The organism is Varibaculum vaginae, from assembly GCF_900604285.1.
Taxonomy (GTDB): Bacteria; Actinomycetota; Actinomycetes; order Actinomycetales; family Actinomycetaceae; genus Varibaculum; species Varibaculum vaginae.
In genome coordinates this window covers 1,133,745-1,150,156 of record NZ_UWNY01000001.1, presented here as the reverse complement: position 1 = coordinate 1,150,156, position 16,412 = coordinate 1,133,745, and the positions used below count along the sequence as shown (strand labels likewise).

The 16,412-nt window shown below is 50.8% G+C and carries 16 protein-coding genes; 9 read left to right on the top strand and 7 right to left on the bottom strand.

Annotated elements, in window-relative coordinates:
• Positions 1–25: 25 nt before the first annotated feature.
• The gene (fdxA, locus tag EFB02_RS04915; RefSeq protein ID WP_122820441.1) at positions 26–352 is read right to left on the bottom strand and encodes a ferredoxin; all 327 of its coding nucleotides are present in this window, start codon (positions 350–352) and stop codon (positions 26–28) included.
• A 37-nt stretch (positions 353–389) separates the two neighbouring features.
• Between fdxA and EFB02_RS04910 the strand changes: the two genes are divergently transcribed.
• Positions 390–623: a hypothetical protein gene (locus EFB02_RS04910; RefSeq protein WP_122820440.1), complete on the top strand. Its 234-nt coding sequence runs from the start codon at positions 390–392 to the stop codon at positions 621–623.
• Between the two features lie 25 nt (positions 624–648).
• Here EFB02_RS04910 and typA read toward each other — a convergent pair whose 3' ends face one another.
• Together typA and EFB02_RS04900 are read right to left on the bottom strand one after the other, a co-directional pair.
• The gene (typA, locus tag EFB02_RS04905; protein ID WP_122820439.1) at positions 649–2,574 is read right to left on the bottom strand and encodes a translational GTPase TypA; all 1,926 of its coding nucleotides are present in this window, start codon (positions 2,572–2,574) and stop codon (positions 649–651) included.
• A 111-nt stretch (positions 2,575–2,685) separates the two neighbouring features.
• On the bottom strand, positions 2,686–3,459 hold the full coding sequence (locus EFB02_RS04900; protein WP_122820438.1) for a general stress protein: 774 nt from the start codon (positions 3,457–3,459) through the stop codon (positions 2,686–2,688).
• Between the two features lie 184 nt (positions 3,460–3,643).
• Between EFB02_RS04900 and EFB02_RS04895 the strand changes: the two genes are divergently transcribed.
• The 6 genes from EFB02_RS04895 to EFB02_RS04870 all read left to right on the top strand — a co-directional run bounded on the left by EFB02_RS04895 (position 3,644) and on the right by EFB02_RS04870 (position 8,819).
• Complete coding sequence (locus EFB02_RS04895; RefSeq protein WP_122820437.1) at positions 3,644–4,957, top strand: magnesium transporter MgtE N-terminal domain-containing protein; 1,314 nt, start codon at positions 3,644–3,646, stop codon at positions 4,955–4,957.
• Positions 4,941–5,516 (top strand): DUF1003 domain-containing protein, encoded by a 576-nt coding sequence (locus tag EFB02_RS04890; RefSeq protein WP_122820436.1) that lies wholly within the window; start codon positions 4,941–4,943, stop codon positions 5,514–5,516. Before EFB02_RS04895 ends, EFB02_RS04890 begins: the two co-directional genes overlap by 17 nt.
• Positions 5,517–5,610: 94 nt before the next feature.
• Positions 5,611–6,732 (top strand): Mrp/NBP35 family ATP-binding protein, encoded by a 1,122-nt coding sequence (locus tag EFB02_RS04885; RefSeq protein ID WP_122820435.1) that lies wholly within the window; start codon positions 5,611–5,613, stop codon positions 6,730–6,732.
• 61 nt (positions 6,733–6,793) lie between these two features.
• Positions 6,794–7,435 (top strand): O-methyltransferase, encoded by a 642-nt coding sequence (locus tag EFB02_RS04880; protein WP_122820434.1) that lies wholly within the window; start codon positions 6,794–6,796, stop codon positions 7,433–7,435.
• A 197-nt stretch (positions 7,436–7,632) separates the two neighbouring features.
• On the top strand, positions 7,633–8,328 hold the full coding sequence (locus EFB02_RS04875; RefSeq protein WP_122820433.1) for an LOG family protein: 696 nt from the start codon (positions 7,633–7,635) through the stop codon (positions 8,326–8,328).
• A 296-nt stretch (positions 8,329–8,624) separates the two neighbouring features.
• Entirely contained in the window at positions 8,625–8,819 is a 195-nt protein-coding gene (locus EFB02_RS04870) for a DUF3117 domain-containing protein (RefSeq protein WP_122820432.1), read from the top strand.
• An 83-nt stretch (positions 8,820–8,902) separates the two neighbouring features.
• Here the strand turns inward: EFB02_RS04870 and EFB02_RS04865 are convergent, their stop codons facing one another.
• From EFB02_RS04865 to EFB02_RS04855, 3 genes are read right to left on the bottom strand one after another with little or no spacing between them, the layout of a single operon-like run.
• Entirely contained in the window at positions 8,903–10,126 is a 1,224-nt protein-coding gene (locus EFB02_RS04865) for a BMP family lipoprotein (RefSeq protein ID WP_122820431.1), read from the bottom strand.
• On the bottom strand, positions 10,123–11,220 hold the full coding sequence (locus tag EFB02_RS04860) for a mannose-1-phosphate guanylyltransferase (protein ID WP_122820430.1): 1,098 nt from the start codon (positions 11,218–11,220) through the stop codon (positions 10,123–10,125). Before EFB02_RS04860 ends, EFB02_RS04865 begins: the two co-directional genes overlap by 4 nt.
• A 16-nt stretch (positions 11,221–11,236) precedes the next feature.
• Positions 11,237–12,040 carry a DeoR/GlpR family DNA-binding transcription regulator gene (locus EFB02_RS04855; RefSeq protein WP_122820429.1) on the bottom strand — a complete coding sequence of 268 codons (804 nt, stop codon included), beginning with the start codon at positions 12,038–12,040 and terminating at the stop codon, positions 11,237–11,239.
• Between the two features lie 127 nt (positions 12,041–12,167).
• Here EFB02_RS04855 and EFB02_RS04850 point away from each other — a divergent pair, with 127 nt between their 5' ends.
• Entirely contained in the window at positions 12,168–13,436 is a 1,269-nt protein-coding gene (locus EFB02_RS04850; RefSeq protein WP_122820428.1) for a YihY/virulence factor BrkB family protein, read from the top strand.
• Positions 13,437–13,504: 68 nt separating this feature from the next.
• Here EFB02_RS04850 and EFB02_RS04845 read toward each other — a convergent pair whose 3' ends face one another.
• The gene (locus EFB02_RS04845) at positions 13,505–14,731 is read right to left on the bottom strand and encodes a hypothetical protein (RefSeq protein WP_122820427.1); all 1,227 of its coding nucleotides are present in this window, start codon (positions 14,729–14,731) and stop codon (positions 13,505–13,507) included.
• 358 nt (positions 14,732–15,089) lie between these two features.
• Between EFB02_RS04845 and EFB02_RS04840 the strand changes: the two genes are divergently transcribed.
• The gene (locus EFB02_RS04840) at positions 15,090–16,382 is read left to right on the top strand and encodes an O-acetylhomoserine aminocarboxypropyltransferase/cysteine synthase family protein (protein WP_122820668.1); all 1,293 of its coding nucleotides are present in this window, start codon (positions 15,090–15,092) and stop codon (positions 16,380–16,382) included.
• Positions 16,383–16,412 lie beyond the last annotated feature (30 nt).

Sequence of the window (16,412 nt, the reverse complement as noted above, 5' to 3'; positions counted from 1 at the left end):
GAATCGGGGAAATACGCACTGCAGATTAATCCTCGCGAGGAGGTAATTTTTCGATCATGGGGTCGTCATAGCCGGTTGGCCCAACGCTGGAGGCTCCCCCAGGTGAACCCAAACCTTTAAGCTCAAAGAAATCGGTGTTGGCACGATAATAGTCCGACCACTCTTCGGGCAGATCGTCTTCGTAAAAGATGGCTTCTGTGGGGCAGACCGGTTCGCAGGCTCCGCAGTCTACGCATTCTTCGGGGTGAATATAAAGCGTGCGTTTACCCTCGTAAATACAATCCACTGGGCATTCATCGACGCAGGCTCGATCCTTAACATCTACGCAAGGTTGTGCGATTACGTAAGTCATAGATTCTCCTTGGTCTTGATATTGCTAGTATCTCACTATGAAGTCTGTGGGCAATCAGAAACCGCCGCCGCGTCTTCCTTGGCTGTCATGGAGAGTAGGCGAACGGGTAGTCTTACGCCGCCGGGAAGCCGACGGTCTCTACGACGCCCTCGGGGAAGTATTAGCGGTAAGCCCTGCTAGCGTCACTATTTTGACCCGCAAAGGTCCGGTTACAGTACCGGCAGAAAAGATGGTCACCGGGAAAAGAGTGCCTCCCCCACCAAAAATCTAACCGCTGCAGGCGCTACAAAAATCACTTATTCCCCGCGTTCTTGACGGCGGCGGCGAGAGGCAATTTTGAAACGCTCTTGCGCACTTAATACCACTTTACGAATTCGAATCTCTTCGGGGGTAACTTCTACGCACTCGTCCTCTGCCGCGAATTCTAGGGATTCTTCCAAAGTAAGTACCCGAGGAGGAACTAGCCCTTCAAATGCGTCAGCAGTAGAAGAACGCATATTGGTTTGCTTCTTTTCCCGGGTGATATTGACATCCATGTCTTCCCCGCGAGGATTTTCCGCTACTACTTGCCCTTCGTAGACTTCGCTACCTGGCTGAATAATGAAACTCCCCCTTTCCTGCAGTTGTATCAGGGCATAGGGGGTTGATTTCCCGGCGCGATCCGACACTAAAGATCCGCTTTGGCGACGGGTAATCGTGCCCTGCCAAGGGGCATAACCATCCGCAATAGAAGAAGCGATTCCTGAACCGCGAGTTTCAGTTAGGAACTTCGAACGGAAAGAAATCAGCCCACGTGCCGGTACTCGGAAAATTAAGCGCACCCAACCGGTGCCATGATTCGACATGGTCTGCAATTTTCCTTTGCGGGCCGCCATCAACTCGGTGACTTTCCCTAGGTAATCTTCGGGAACATCGATGGTCATTTGCTCCATCGGCTCATAGGTTTTCCCATCAATCTCTTTCGTCACTACCTGAGGTTTTCCGGCAGTTAGCTCAAAACCCTCCCGGCGCATCTGCTCGATCAAAATTGCCAGCGCCAGTTCCCCACGCCCCTGTACCTCCCAGGCATCCGGACGTTCGGTGGGCAGTACCTTCAAGGACACGTTCCCGATAAGTTCGCGATCTAAGCGGTCTTTAACTTGCCGCGCTGTAAGTTTATGTCCCTTTATCCTGCCAGCCAACGGAGAAGTGTTAGTTCCAATGGTCATAGAGATAGCGGGGTCATCTACTGTAATTAGTGGCAAGGGGTGGGGATCATTTAGATCCACCAGGGATTCCCCGATAGTGATTTCCGGGATACCGGCCACGGCCACAATATCGCCAGCATGGGCTTCCTCTACGCTTTTACGTTCTAAGCCGAAGGTGGCCAGCAGTTCGGTGAGTTTCACGTCAGTAATCGAACCGTCATGACGTGCCCAACCTACGTGTTCTCCTTGCCGTAAAGTACCGTTGTGGATGCGCAGTAAAGCCAGGCGCCCCAGGAATGGAGAGGAATCCAAATTGGTTACGTGAGCTGCCAAGGGGGCATCCGGGTCATATTGAGGTCCGGGAATCCGATTAATAATCGCATCAAAAAGGTCGTGGAGGTCGCTGCCGGGGAGCTGACCGTGAGCCGGTTTTTTCCAGGAGCAGCATCCGGCCTTTGCAGAGCAATAAAGCACTGGAACGTCAAGCAAAGAATCTAGATCTACTTCTTCACCCTCATCAACCAGGTCTTGCGCCAAGGACAAGAGCAGATCCACGGTTTCAGCTTCTACTTCTTCTATCCGCGAATCTGGGCGGTCAACTTTATTTATAACCACAATCACCGGTAGGCGTGCCGCTAGCGCTTTGCGCAGCACGAAGCGAGTTTGGGGTAGCGGCCCTTCGGCCGCATCCACTAGCAGTACAACCCCGTCAACCATAGAGAGGGCACGCTCTACTTCTCCTCCGAAATCAGCGTGCCCCGGGGTATCAATTACGTTAATAGTGATGCCCTCACTGACCCCTACGTTTTGGGCTGCTTTCCCCGCGTAATGGACGGCGGTGTTTTTCGCCAGGATAGTGATCCCTTTTTCGCGTTCCAAGTCGCCAGAATCCATCACCCGTTCGCCGGTTTTTTCTACGCTGGCATGATCACCAAAGGCTCCCGATTCCCAGAGCATTTTATCTACTAAGGTAGTTTTCCCGTGGTCTACGTGAGCAACGATTGCCACATTTCGCAAATTCTGGCGAACCTTCATTCGCGCCTCCTTATACCGTTCCAAGTGTTTACTCGGGCATGAAAAAACCGGCGGGATTAAGGTCGCCGCGCCGGAACTTTCTCAAATATACCCCTGACGTCGCTACCAGTGCTAACGAGCGTCATTTTGGTCACTGTTTAGGGATGCTCCCTCACTGGAATCCCCCATGTTTTTAGATTCCGAAGAGTATTTCTGGTTATCTTCTAGGAACCGCGAAACCGCGACTTCCGGAGTGGAGGTAACAGCCATGGAAGTTTCATTTTGTAGCTTTTCCTGTTGGGAACGCAATTGACGCCGTGCCTCCGAGCTCAGTCGTACCCCGTAGCGTGGCTTTTCATCTATACCTGAGCCAAACTCGGTAGGCCCAGTGCTAATGCTGGCGGGGGGATCCTGTTCCACTACTGCTGATTGAAAACGGGAGTCGTCTAGGAGTAACCGCCGGGCAGTATAGTAATCATCGGTGGTCATTAAGACGTGTTTTTCGGCGGTAAGGGCAGAGGAAAAAGCTATGGGATAACCCGCAGCGGAACTACGAATCGCCCAGGCAACTAGGCGTTCGATAGCTCTAAGAATAGCGAAGCCTCCGATTATTAGGGGTGCAAGAACTGCCCAGGCTGGTTTCCACAGTACGAAAAGCAAAGATAAGAAGAGTCCCATCATCAAGCCACGGGTAAAACCCGCTAGCACGGCTCTTGGCCAGGTAACCACTCCGACCACCTGATTGGAGCGGGTCAAACCACGCTCTTGCACTAAAAGTTGCTGTACCGGAAACTCTTTGGAATTTAAATAATTAATGGCTCCTTCCGCGCTCTCTTTGGAAGAAAAGGTCGCTAAATCCTGCCCGCTAGGGGCGGAGGTATCCGGGTGATTTTGGAATAAAGCCATAACTTAAGTCTGTATGTTACCTGTTGGCAATGCAAAATGATATCCGGTAAATCTGGCGATTTAGCCTCTGGCGAATCTATTTTCTTCCCTAGCCGCGTCCTCGAAAGCTTTAAATTCTAACGAAGATCCGCTTTCAAGAAAGCCAGAGGTTCAATAGCACCAATATTCACGTAAGGTTAGAGCTATGGAGCACGCTAAGCACTCAATCAAACCCATAGGTTCCCGCGTTTTCATAGGAAAATTGGCGGGGACTCGGGTATTTGATCCGGTAGGAGATGAGATCGGTCAAGTAACCGACGTAATTATCGTTTTGCGTTTTACCGGGTTACCCACGGTGGTGGGCTTGGTGGTTGAAGTTGCCGGTCACCGAAGAGTATTCGTACCGGTAACCCGAATTGTGGCTATTCAACCGGGGCAAGTAATCACCACCGGATTGGTTAATATTCGCCAATTCCAGCAGCGAGTAGCAGAAACCATGGTAATGGGTGAGCTGATGGATCGGGTACTGTCCATGCGTGATGGTTCCGGGGATGTGAAAATCCAAGACATGTGCATGGAGCAGGATGACCGCCGCGACTGGTATATCACCAAACTTTATGTCCAACGGGTAACTTCTGCGTTAGCTCTTAGCCGCGGGGAAACTATGCTGATTGACCCGGCAGAGGTAACGCACTTGCGTAAATCAGTACTTCCACAAGAGGCCACTACCCTACTCGCCCAGTTAGAGGATGCGAAAGCCGCGGATGTGGCAGATGTCCTGGCCGACCTGCCGGAAAAACGCCGCCTTGAAGTAGCAGCCCAACTGGGAGATGAGCGTTTAGCAGACGTATTAGAAGAGCTGGGACAAGAAGATCGCGTTGCCATCCTTACGTCCCTGGATATTGCACGCGCAGCCGATGTGCTCGATGTAATGCAACCTGATGACGCTACCGACTTGGTAAAAGAACTACCGGAAAAACAGGCTCAAATTCTGCTCGCAGAGATGGAACCAGAGGAGGCCGCGGATGTCCGACGTCTGATGGTATACGGGGAACGCACCGCCGGTGGTTTGATGACCACCACCCCGGTAATTTTGCCCCCCGATGCCGATGTTGCCACTCTGTTAGCTCATGTTCGTCGGCAAGACATCCCTCCCGCCCTGGCTGCTTTGGTATGTGTTTGTCGTCCTCCGACCGAAACTCCTACCGGTCGTTTCTTAGGGGCAGTTCATATCCAGAAAGCCCTGCGCGAACCGCCCCAAACCCTGCTGGGGCAAATCCTTGACGATGACCTTAAAGGGGTGGATCCTACTGCTGGAATCGGCACGGTAACCCGCCTACTGGCTACTTACAATCTAACTGCAGTACCAGTTGTGGATAAGAATCGTCACTTACTGGGGGCAGTCTCGGTTGATGACGTCCTCGATCACCTCTTACCTGCAGATTGGCGAGATGCAGACGAGGACGAAACCGATTTAGCGATGGAAAGAGAAAGGAGCGAAGATGGCGGACAGGCTTGATACCCCTCGGGAAAGAAGGCGTCGTTTTCGTCTTCCTCGCATAAATTTACAGTCCGAGGGCGTGGGACGGGTTTCAGAATCTTTTGCCCGCTTTCAGGGGACTCCTCAATTTTTGGTCTACCTGACGGTGTTCGTAATTTTGTGGCTAGGCTGGAACTCTTGGGCTCCCGATGCTTGGCGTTTTGACAGTTCCGCTCTAGGCTTTACTGCCTTAACTTTGATGCTTTCGTTGCAGGCTTCTTACGCTTCTCCCCTAATCTTGTTGGCGCAGAACCGGCAGGATGACCGTGACCGAGTTTCCGCGGAACAAGACCGTCGGCGAGCAGAAAAGAACCATGCCGAGATCGAGTACCTAACCCGCGAAATTGCTTCCTTGCGTCTGTCGATGTCTGAGGTGGCCACCCGAGACTTTGTTCGTGGCGAACTCCGCGATCTCTTAGACGAGCTTCGGGACGTGGAATACCAAAGAGCACGTCGGGAATTAGAGGAAGAAAATAATCCACCTGAGCTGAATAAATCTGCACACCGAGATGACAATTCCCCGACGCCACCTCGTTAGTTTCATAAAAAGGTAGTAAAAATTCGACCCCTAGCTCGCCAACGGTCACTGCCGGAAAGTGAGGTCGGAACGCTCACCCTATAGGATAGGGAATATGAGTCAGTTAAACGAGGACGCAATTAGGCAGGCACTTTCGCGGGTAATCGACCCCGAACTGGGAAGGGCAATCACCGACCTGGACATGGTGCGGGAAATTTCTATCAGTGAGGACGGTGCGGTCAAGGTCAGTGTGGATTTGACCATCGCTGGTTGTCCCCTGCAATCAGTGATTGAAAAAGATGTGCAGGAACAGGTTTCTCAGGTTCCGGGGGTAAGCACGGTCACAGTACAGATGGGTGTGATGGATGAAGCCCAGCGCGCTGCCTTAAAAGAGAAACTTTCCGGACCACAAAATATTATTCCTTTCGCCCAACCCGATTCGTTGACTCGCGTGTATGCGATTACTTCTGGTAAGGGTGGAGTCGGTAAATCCTCGATGACCGCGAACTTGGCACTGGCTCTAGCAACCGAAGGCCTCAAGGTTGGGGTACTAGACGCTGATATTTATGGTTTTTCAATTCCTCGAATGCTGGGGGTAGCGGAAGACCCCACTGTTATTGATGGCATGATTGTTCCGCCGGTTGCTGGCGGAGTGAAAGTGATTTCTATCGGAATGTTTGTGCCTGATGGGCAGCCGGTAGTTTGGCGCGGACCGATGCTCCATCGCGCCCTTCAACAATTCTTAGCTGATGTTTACTGGGGTGACCTAGATGTTTTACTGCTGGATCTTCCCCCAGGAACCGGCGATGTAGCAATTTCTATTTCCCAGTTATTGCCCAGGTCAGAAATTTTAGTGGTGACCACTCCGCAGGTAGCAGCAGCTGAAGTTGCTGAACGCGCCGGGATTATCGGAGCGCAAACCGAACAGCGGGTAATTGGCGTAATCGAAAATATGTCTTACCTATCGCAACCGGACGGCAGCAAGCTAAACCTGTTTGGCAGCGGTGGCGGGGACATGGTGGCCGGCCGTCTGAGCACGCAACTTGGATATCAAGTTCCGGTTTTAGCGCAGGTACCGCTAGATATTGCTCTGAGGGAAGGCTCTGACCAGGGAACTCCAGTGGTAGCCATGCATCCGGATTCTCCTGCTTCCCAAGCTATTAAAGAGGTTGCGCGGGCGCTCACTAAACGCACCCGCTCTCTAGCAGGACGCAACCTCGGGGTCAAACCGCTGTAAGCGGGTTTTCAGGTTTCATAAACTGGATAAAAGCGTAAATCCGCTAGCTAAGGAAGTCGTTATGAACAACAACAAGGCTTTAAGTTGGGACTGGACAGAGTCTCAGGTGGCAGAAGACGAAGTCACGGCGGCAGCACGCGCCGCCGCCGTAGAAATGGGAGCTGCGCCGGTTTCTCCCGCAACTGGGGCAGCGCTACGGATGTTATCGGCCGCATGCGGAGCTAAAGCAATTTTTGAGATTGGTACCGGAGCGGGAGTATCAGGACTCTATCTGCTGGCGGGAATGTCTGAAAACGGAGTGCTTACCACTATCGATTCCGAATCAGAGTTCCAGGCGACCGCCCGTAGTGCTTTTCGAGCCGCTACCCACCGGCCAAATCGTACCCGCTTGATTAACGGTCATGCCCTGGAAGTACTGCCTCGGATGGCGGGTGCTGCCTATGATTTAGTAGTGATTGACGGGGATGTCCGGGAAATTGCTAGCTATATCGAACAGGCTACTCGAATTCTACGTCCCGGAGGCATGGTTGCAATCGTGCACGCCCTCTGGATGGATCAAGTTGGAGACCCCGCCCGTAGGGAAATGGAAACTACCCATATGCGGCAAGCGGTCACTTCCCTGTTAAAGGACGAGCGATTCATTGCCAATATTCTTACCTGTGGGGATGGGTTAGCAGTTGGCATTTACTGCCCGCAAGAATAGCCCGATAAAGTTTTTCGAACTTTACCACAGGTGTTCATTCGCTTTTATTCCCATATTACCTGTGCTTTTGTCTGTATTTCCGCGCTATGCTACCTAAAGTTTCGGCGAGGTTAGCTCGCCCTTAAGCCGCATCCTGGTATGCTGCGCAAGTGAGGAGTTTTAAGAATAAAGGCGTTTATCGGAGTGGCCCCATTCAGATGCGCAGTCCCTTGCATCCCAAGGAGACTTCCGAGCAACGTTTGTTAGGTCCGCAAAAAGATACTGATTGGCTACACGACGACACCTGGAGGGTGTTGCGGATTCAAAGCGAATTTATTGAAGGTTTCGGAGCCTTAGCAGAATTGGGGCCAGCAATCTCAGTTTTCGGTTCGGCTCGCACTCCCCGAAATAGCCCCGAATATGCCCTGGGGGAAGAAACTGGAAGACTCTTAGCTGAATCCGGTTGGTCGGTGATTACCGGTGGAGGCCCGGGACAAATGGAGGCCACTTGCAAAGGTTGTACCGAGGCTGGAGGGATTTCGGTAGGCCTAGGAATCGAGCTACCACATGAGCAGATGTTCAATGACTGGGTTTCCCTCGGCATTTATTTCCGGTATTTTTTTGCCCGCAAAACCATGTTTGTTAAATATGCTCAAGGCTTCATTGTGTTACCAGGCGGATTCGGTACTTTGGATGAACTTTTTGAAGCCGTAACCTTAGCTGAAACCGGGAAAATCAAGTCTTTCCCGGTTGTCTTGGTAGGGCATAGCTATTGGAGTGGGCTAATTTCCTGGCTCAAAGATCAATTACTAGGCTCAGGAATGATTACTGAGGCGGAGCTAGCGGCGGTGCAACTAGTCGATACCCCTGCCCAAGCTTTAGAAATTATCGGGAAAGCTTCTGAAGATTCCTAAAATCTCCGCACTTATAACCGATGCCTGCTTCAAAGATCAACTGATGCTGCGAAACTGAAATAATGTAATGACTCATTATCAGACAGAAAATGAAAATAGTTGAAATAAGCGATTCCAATTAATGTCGAAATAACTAATTTCGCCAGACTCCAGCTTCGGGACTCAAATAGAAATAAACCGGGTTACCTAGCTACTGTAACCCCATATTCCAGCTTATTTAGCAGTGTTTATCTGCTATAATTGGCGAAGTCTCTATTAATTTTAATCCTACATATTAAGCTCTCTGGGGGGTCAGCATGGCAGCAATGAAACCGCGAACCGGAGATGGTCCGTTAGAAGTGGCCGAGGACGGGGCACGCACGGAAGAAGGTCGGGAGGTCGTGTTGCGTCTGCCGGCTTTAGGGGGCGGACGCCTGGTTATCGAGATGAGCAAGAAAGAAGTTATTGATTTAGCAATAGCTATCCACCATCTCTATCCCGACGAAACCTAAAATGTAGATTACCTCTACCCCGCCTAAGTTAAGGGACTTAGCGATTTTTTATCTCTAGTTTCTGCCCGGCAGGAAAAATAGCGCTAAATTTTCAAGGTTCCTTGCCGGAATTCTTCCTCAATTATTTGTGACTTTTTCTTGACTTCATTAGGCACTGTAGAGTCGTATTCATAAAACGGCGCAAGCCTCACCCAACCGTTCTTGTAGGTTCCTAAAATTTGAGTAGAGTTCGAGGCAAAGCGATCTTTACGTGCCTGTTCTATCAAGGAAATCATTGCCTGTGAAAGATCGGGAACGACCGAAGTTAAAACAGGAGGATTTTGCCCCAACGAATTTGCTTGCGTCTCGTGACCATCAGTTAGATACCAAATCGCGGTAATAGATCCTACGGCGTCATTTTCCTGCGGCCTTTCAGTCACCGTAGGCGAAGCAATAGTTTTTTCGTTGCTCTCGGAGGGACTCAGCTTCAAATCTCCGCTATCAGGTTCCACGTTTTTAGTGCCTTCCTCAGTAGCTTCAAACGCTTTTTCCCTATCTTGATTCGCCTTAGCAATCACCGCTAAACCAGCCGGGCTTTGCACGCCCTCTGCAAAGAAAATCACATCTGCCCCCTGTTTCACCAGCCCTTCCACTCGGCTTTTTATTTGGGATACCGGAGGTTTCTTCCCTAAATACAGCCCCTTGCCACCAGGTTTAACATTCGCTTTCACCGCCGAAGAATTTTTTGTGTTTTGCTCGGTGTTATAACGGGCAACTCCCTTAGCAAAAGCAGTCAGCAATGTTTGATTAGTCGGATTTTTCTCCCCTGCTATTACTGCTACCTGTCCACTTGCGGAGGTCCCGGCGGCTATAAACCCAGCCACATAGGCAGGCTGGCTCAAATCGTAGGTAATAACAGCTAGGTTCTCGCGGGTTGCTTGGGCAGTAGTACCCGGTGGCAACAATAACGCGAAATGCCGAGCGCGGTGATATTTCGCCTGTTCCATCAAGGGTTCGACAAATGCCTCCCCCACCCCAATAATCAAGGAACAATTAATGGAAATATCATGAGCTATAGCTTTATCTATCTTAGCTGGGGATTCAACCGTGCGACGATGCTCCGCCACTCCTAGCCGTTTTTTACCGTCATTTAAAGCACTGATCGCACTGGCATTAATAGATCCAGCCTCGCCTTTACCCATGGTCAGCAGACAAGTGCGAAAATCCGCGGCATTTATATAACCTGCGGGAGCTACATTAGTTCCCGCGCAACCTGCAAGTACTAAAGCCGAGACCAAAAGTACTATCGCTTGTCCCAAGAGCTTCAAGCCAATTCCCCCTGCTCGCTAGCCACATCCCCTATTTGTTGAGCACACTCACTGGTAGTTACCAAAGTTACGTCCCCGCGGCGAATCACCACCGCATTGGGAATCCCCAGTACTACCAGCTTTTCTTTTCCCTGATGGTCTATAAAAGCTCCCGGGCTAGCTATAACCTGAGTTGCCCCGTTTCCCCTCACAATTGGGTTTAGCAGATTATTTCCGGCGAGCACTTCGTGTAGGGAATCAAAATCTCCCACATCTGACCAACCGAAATCCGCGGCTGAAACAACAGCTACTCCCCCGACTGCAGCTACCGGTTCCGCTATTGCAGTATCAATGGGATAGGAACAAAGCGAGTTCCATAGTTCTACGAACTGGGCACTCCCCTGCTGGTAATGAAGCATTTCCTGAATAGTTTCAAAGTAATCAGGAAGCAGTCTTTGCAAGTGAGAAAGTAGAATGCTGGTGTTGAAAATGAACATTCCCGCATTCCAAAAGTACCCTCCGGATTGCAAATAACTTTTGGCCTCAGACTCGGATGGTTTTTCTTTAAAACTTCTAGCTAGCAGAACGGGCGGATACTGCTTTTCGGCTCTCACAAGCATTTCGGAGGCGCAGATATAACCGTAGGCAGTAGCAGGGCGAGAAGGAGCTATCCCAATAGTGACGATTTTTCCGCTTTCGGCAGCTTTAATTGCTGTAGTTACGGCTCTGCGAAACGCGGGAACATCTTTGATGGCATGGTCAGCCGCAAAAGATCCAGCTATTACGGGCCCATATTTTGCTTGCAGCCGCGCAGCCGCCCAGGCAATCGCCCCGAGCGAATTTTTCCGACTGGGCTCCAGTAGCATCGCATATTTACTTTTTACCTCAGGGTCTAAACGGTCGGCCAGGTTTTGCGAGGCTACGGCCTCGCCGTGACTAGCTCCGGTTACCACGGTTAAGGATGCCGTGAGGGGGCGGAGACGATCCACAGTTGCTTGCAGAAGGCTGCATCCCTGCCCCAGCAGGTCGAGTAGAAATTTTGGTTGCGCTGCCCGTGACAGCGGCCATAGGCGACTTCCTGGGCCCCCGGCGGGAATAATTAGGTGCAGGCTCATGATTTGAAATTATGGTTTATCGGTTTGAATCCAGCTGGCGTATATCCAGCATTATTTGCGACTGGGTCAAAGCTTCGGCTATTTCCGTAGGAGGCTCCGTCGCCGATATAACCCGTGATAGTTGTTTCAGAGGGCAAACTACATTTAGCGCGGTACGCCCCCAACTGCGAGCCGGCACCATCACCGTGGCGAACTCACAATTGCGGATCAAGACTTGTTTCAGAGCTGCTTTATCAAGATTTCCACAGCTTAAACCAGTTTCTTTATCCATTCCTTCCGCTTCAATAAATACTGAATGGAAATAAAAGTTATGGGCATTCGCCAGGGTTAGCGGGCCTAAGTTTTCATGCCCTTCCGGCTGTCCTCCGAAGATAATTACTTGAGCGGGCACCCTACCTTGATTACGTTGTTCCTGTTGGGCACGGTCTAACAGCTTAGCTACCGGCAAACAGTTAGTCGCTACTGTAAGCGAAGAGAAAAAATCGCTCTCGGTTATTAATTTAGCCAGAATGGGTCCGCAACCGCCGCCTCCAATAAACACGCTAGAGCCAGGGCGAATAGTTTCGAGCGCAGCTTGGGCAAGTATTTTTTCTTCCCCGCTAGGAGCACTGGTAGCTAGATTTCCTTCTTCTGAAGCCCCCGCAATCCGTACCGCACCGCCATGTACTCGTTCGAGTAGACCCTTAGTAGCTAAAACTTGAATATCCCGTCGCACCGTCATTTCCGATACGTCCAGTTGTGTTACTAGGTCAGTTACTCGCACTGATCCATTTTGATTTACTTGTCGCAATATTTCGTCGTGCCGCTGGTGCGCTAACATGAGCTACTCCATGTTCGAGAGAACCTTTCCCTTAGATTACCCCAAATGTTGCTAATTGTCTTTTTCTTCGCGCGTTTTTGTTCGTTTCCGGGGTGCTTTCGCTGGTTGAAACCGCTAGATTGAAGCTATGCAACAAACCTCAGCTTCAGCGCAGCTATCGGTGCGTGTTCGCCATCGTGAACAATTTTCACCTACCTTTTCCGAGGTGAAAGCACAGAAAGGAATAATAGCAAAAGCTAAGAAGTTTATTTTGTGGATTCAACGTACCCGGATCATGCGTTCCTTTATGCGTTATAGCAACGGCCGGGGAGCCCTACTTGCGGGAGGAATTGCTTATTCTGCTATTTTTTCTCTGGCAGCCGCCCTAACCATAGGGGTAACGGTTTTGTTGGGAATCCTGGGACGTCGCCCGCGCCTACAGGATGCCATATTTTCTTCCCTGGCAAATTCGTTGCCGGGAGTACTGCAATGGAAAGGATCTTCCGGGATCCTTAACCCTGCCGACCTGATACTTACTACTTCCTTTTCGTTAACCGGAATGGTGGCGGTAGTGGTGCTACTATTTTCTGCTACCTCAGTTATGCGCGCTATGAAGTCCTCTATCCGCGCCATGTTCGGAATTGATCAAGTACCTGCCGGGGTGGCAATGGAAAAACTGCGTGACCTGTTGGGGTTCGTAACTATTTCTTTGGGAGTGGGCGCCACCGGAATTCTAACTCTGGCAAACTCTATTATCGGTAGGCATCTCTTGTTATCTATCGGTCTGGAATCGGAGATTACCTCCACAGCTATTCGCATCGGATCTTTTATTATCAGCGCTGCGATTGATGGATTAGTCCTTTGGGTTTTAATTCGATTCGTAGCCTTGATTCGGGCCCCCAGAAACGATCTACTCTGGGGATTAGCAATTTTTGGCACGGTTTCTACCCTGATACGTTCCCTGGGAACCTCGGTAGTCGGCTCAGTTAATAATCCTTTACTGGCCTCATTCGCCGCTATTATCACTTTACTGCTGTGGATTAATTTGCTTTCGAGAGTAATGCTGATCTGCTGCTCGTTTACTGCAAATCCTCCCAAAACTCTCAAAGTTAGCGAAGCAGAGGACGTGCATGGTAGCGAAACCCCTAACTACGTTTCCCTGTCTGCACCCTTGACTTTGGATTGGCCACACCATCGCTTGAGCGGCATGGTGGATCTGAACGTACCTGCGGAAATAGATTTTCCGGCTGCCTCATCTTTAGGACGGGGAAAAAAGTGGCGCTCACGGTTGGCAAGTGAAAGCGGTAAACCGTGGCAAGGAAAAGTTTCCGCTTATATCGACCGTTTGATTAACCGACAAGAAAAGCGGATAGCGTTCTTACGCTCCCTCAAAGACTCTCGGCGTGACCCTCGCTAGAGCACGGACGTATTTCAGACGCTTAACTATCGTCTAAAAACACAGATAATACCGCAGTACTGTCGGAATTAATTCCCGATAGTCCGATTTTTAATATGATAAACCACCGAGGAACGCAAGCCGCTGTCTAAGGCCAACATTATTCCCCCGAGCAAGGATAATTTTGAGAAACGCCGCTTTCCGGCGATCCCTACCAGTCCTGCCCCCAACAAACCAATTCCCACTGCTAACTGGGAAATATTTGCCACTTTCATCAGGATCGGGTGTTCTATCTCCAGTTTCCGTAAAATTCCGAAAAGAGTTTTCTCGTCCTCAGCAGACTGCAATATCCGCATATCTACGCTTTGCCCCATGGCAGCTGCCCAGCCTGGTTCGTGAAAAATCTCGATGCCGGGCACGTCCTCTAACTCTAGCCGCCCATAGAGGAAAGCAGCGGCTTCCGCCGGTAACCCCAAGACTTCGATTGCCCGCACCATGCCATCTTGGCCTGGCATTTTGAAGGTTTCAGCTAATTGTTCAGCATCGCAGCCAGCAGTTTCGGCAATACGTTTAGGGGAAGATGAATGCCCGAGGTACTCGCGCATTTTCTCTAGCAGCAACGAATCTGGATTTTCAACCGCTCCGGGAACTACTTGGTTCTTCAGCGACCAGGAGTGAATTGCTAGTTTCTCTGGGTCGGCATTTTCGTCGGAGGTAACTGCTACTATCCGCTGGTCATGGTCAGAAACATAGAGTCCGAGAGCTGGGATTCGAGAAATCAGGGAACCTTCCACTACCTCGGCTCGAATAGTTTCATAGAATAGCGCAACCCGCCCCTGCGGAAGGGTAATGCAGCCTAGAGTTTTCCCCTCCGACGCAGCGCAAAAAGGAACCGAAGTGACCGGCATCTGCGAAATTTCCACTACCCGCACCCGCTGAGTGGAATCGGCGTTGCGGGAAGGAACAGGTGTGTCAGCAGGGAGCTTATTTGCTTGATATTCGCCGATTAGTACATCGGCCGCAAACTTTTCCGCCAATTTTTCTACTACTTCTGGAAGCGCTGCCCCAACCCGCAGCGGCTGATCCGCTTCGTCCAGGGAGGCTAGACCATCAGCTTGGTTGCGGAGCATATTTACCCCTAGCAAGTTAGGGGTGTCAGGAAACCAATCAGCCTCAGCCACAATATTTTGTTCCTGGAAAAACCGACAAACCGCAGCAGGATCAAGCTTGGCAGCTACCATTGCTCCCTCTTGAACAGTCCAGGAAACTACCGGGTCGGCTGGGGTATCCACACTGGGCAGGCTGTCTTGGCTCATGTTTTCTCCTTTTAGGATTATCCTTTCTTCCAGATTAACCGCTGAGGGGCGGTTTTTCAGCTATTAGACAGCTTAGAATCTCAAAATTTCCCCATACCGAAATAGTGACTTAGTTCTCAGAGTTTAATACTGGCTTGCTTTTGCGGGGGCACAGCGGGTTATCTTGGGGACATGACACGTCGAATGTTCAGCTGACCCGCACGGTCAGCTCTATCTAGTCCGCCCCTAGGCGGCGACGCGTTTGCCCGTGCAAAGAAGGTCCCTTTGGACTGCCTTGCCGGGCATTTTGTTTATCCGAAGTGGACTATTGGCAAACGTTTAAAAAAACCCAAATCTACTTTGAAAAGGATAAATGAAAATGACTAAGCAAAACTGGGGTTTCAACACTCGCCAGATTCACGCCGGATACCGTCCTGATAAAGAAACCGGATCCCCGGTGCCTCCGCTTTATCAAACCAATGGTTACGTTTTTAAGGATGCGAAACAAGGCGCGGATCGCTTCGCGTTAAAAGAACCGGGCCCTATCTACACTCGCCTAAATAATCCCACTAACGAGGTTTTCGAGGAGCGGGTTAACTCACTAGAGGGCGGAGTAGGGGCGCTATCAACATCCTCCGGAGCCGCTGCGATTGCGCTGACTATTTTGACAATAGCCGAAGCGGGAGACAATATTGTGGCTTCACCTTCCCTATATGGCGGCACCATCGCCTTCCTGGCTAATAACCTGCCACGTTATGGCATCACTACCACTTTCGTGGCTGACCCTACGGATGCAGCGCAGTGGGAGGCAGCCGCTAATGAGCACACTATCGCTTTCTTTGGGGAAACTATTCCCAATCCGAAGAACGATTTTCTAGACATCGAGGCCGTCGCCCAGGCGGCTCACCGAGTCGGGGTGCCCTTTATCGTTGATAACACGGTGGCCACCCCCTATTTAACTCGCCCCTTTGAGTGGGGAGCCGATATTGTGGTGCATTCAGCCTCGAAATACCTGTGCGGACATGGCAACTCTATTCAAGGGGTGATTGTCGACGGCGGCACTTTCGATTGGGGTGCTGATCCGCAGCGTTTCCCCCAGTTCAACCAGCCAGATCCTTCCTATCATGGCCTGGTTTATAAAGACCTAGGTGAGTCTGCTTTCATTACTAAAGCCCGGGTACAAGGATTACGTGACTTTGGTTTTGCTGCCAGCCCCTTTAACTCTTTCCTAGTAAATATCGGGATTGAAACCCTCTCACTGCGAGTGCAACGCCATGTGGAGAACGCCCAAAAAGTAGCAGAGTTCTTGGAGGCGCACCCGCAGGTGCGCTCAGTTAACTATTCGGGGCTGAAGTCGTCTCCCACCCATGATTTGCAGCAAAAATACGCTCCCGGCGGTGCCGGTGCAGTTTTGGCTTTTGACCTTAAAGGCGACCGGGCAGCTGGGGAAGCTTTCGTTGATGCTTTGAGGCTACTAACTAATGTGGCTAACCTGGGAGATTTGCGTTCCCAGGTAATTCACCCAGCCTCTACCACTCATTCACAGGCAAATGAAGAAGAGTTGGCGGCGGCGGGTATCACCCAATCCACTATCCGGGTCTCAGTCGGGTTAGAGGACGTGGCGGACATTATCGCTGATCTAAAGGCCGGTTTTGCGGCGATCAGCAAGTAACACTCTTACCCGCAGCAGATAGAACCTGAA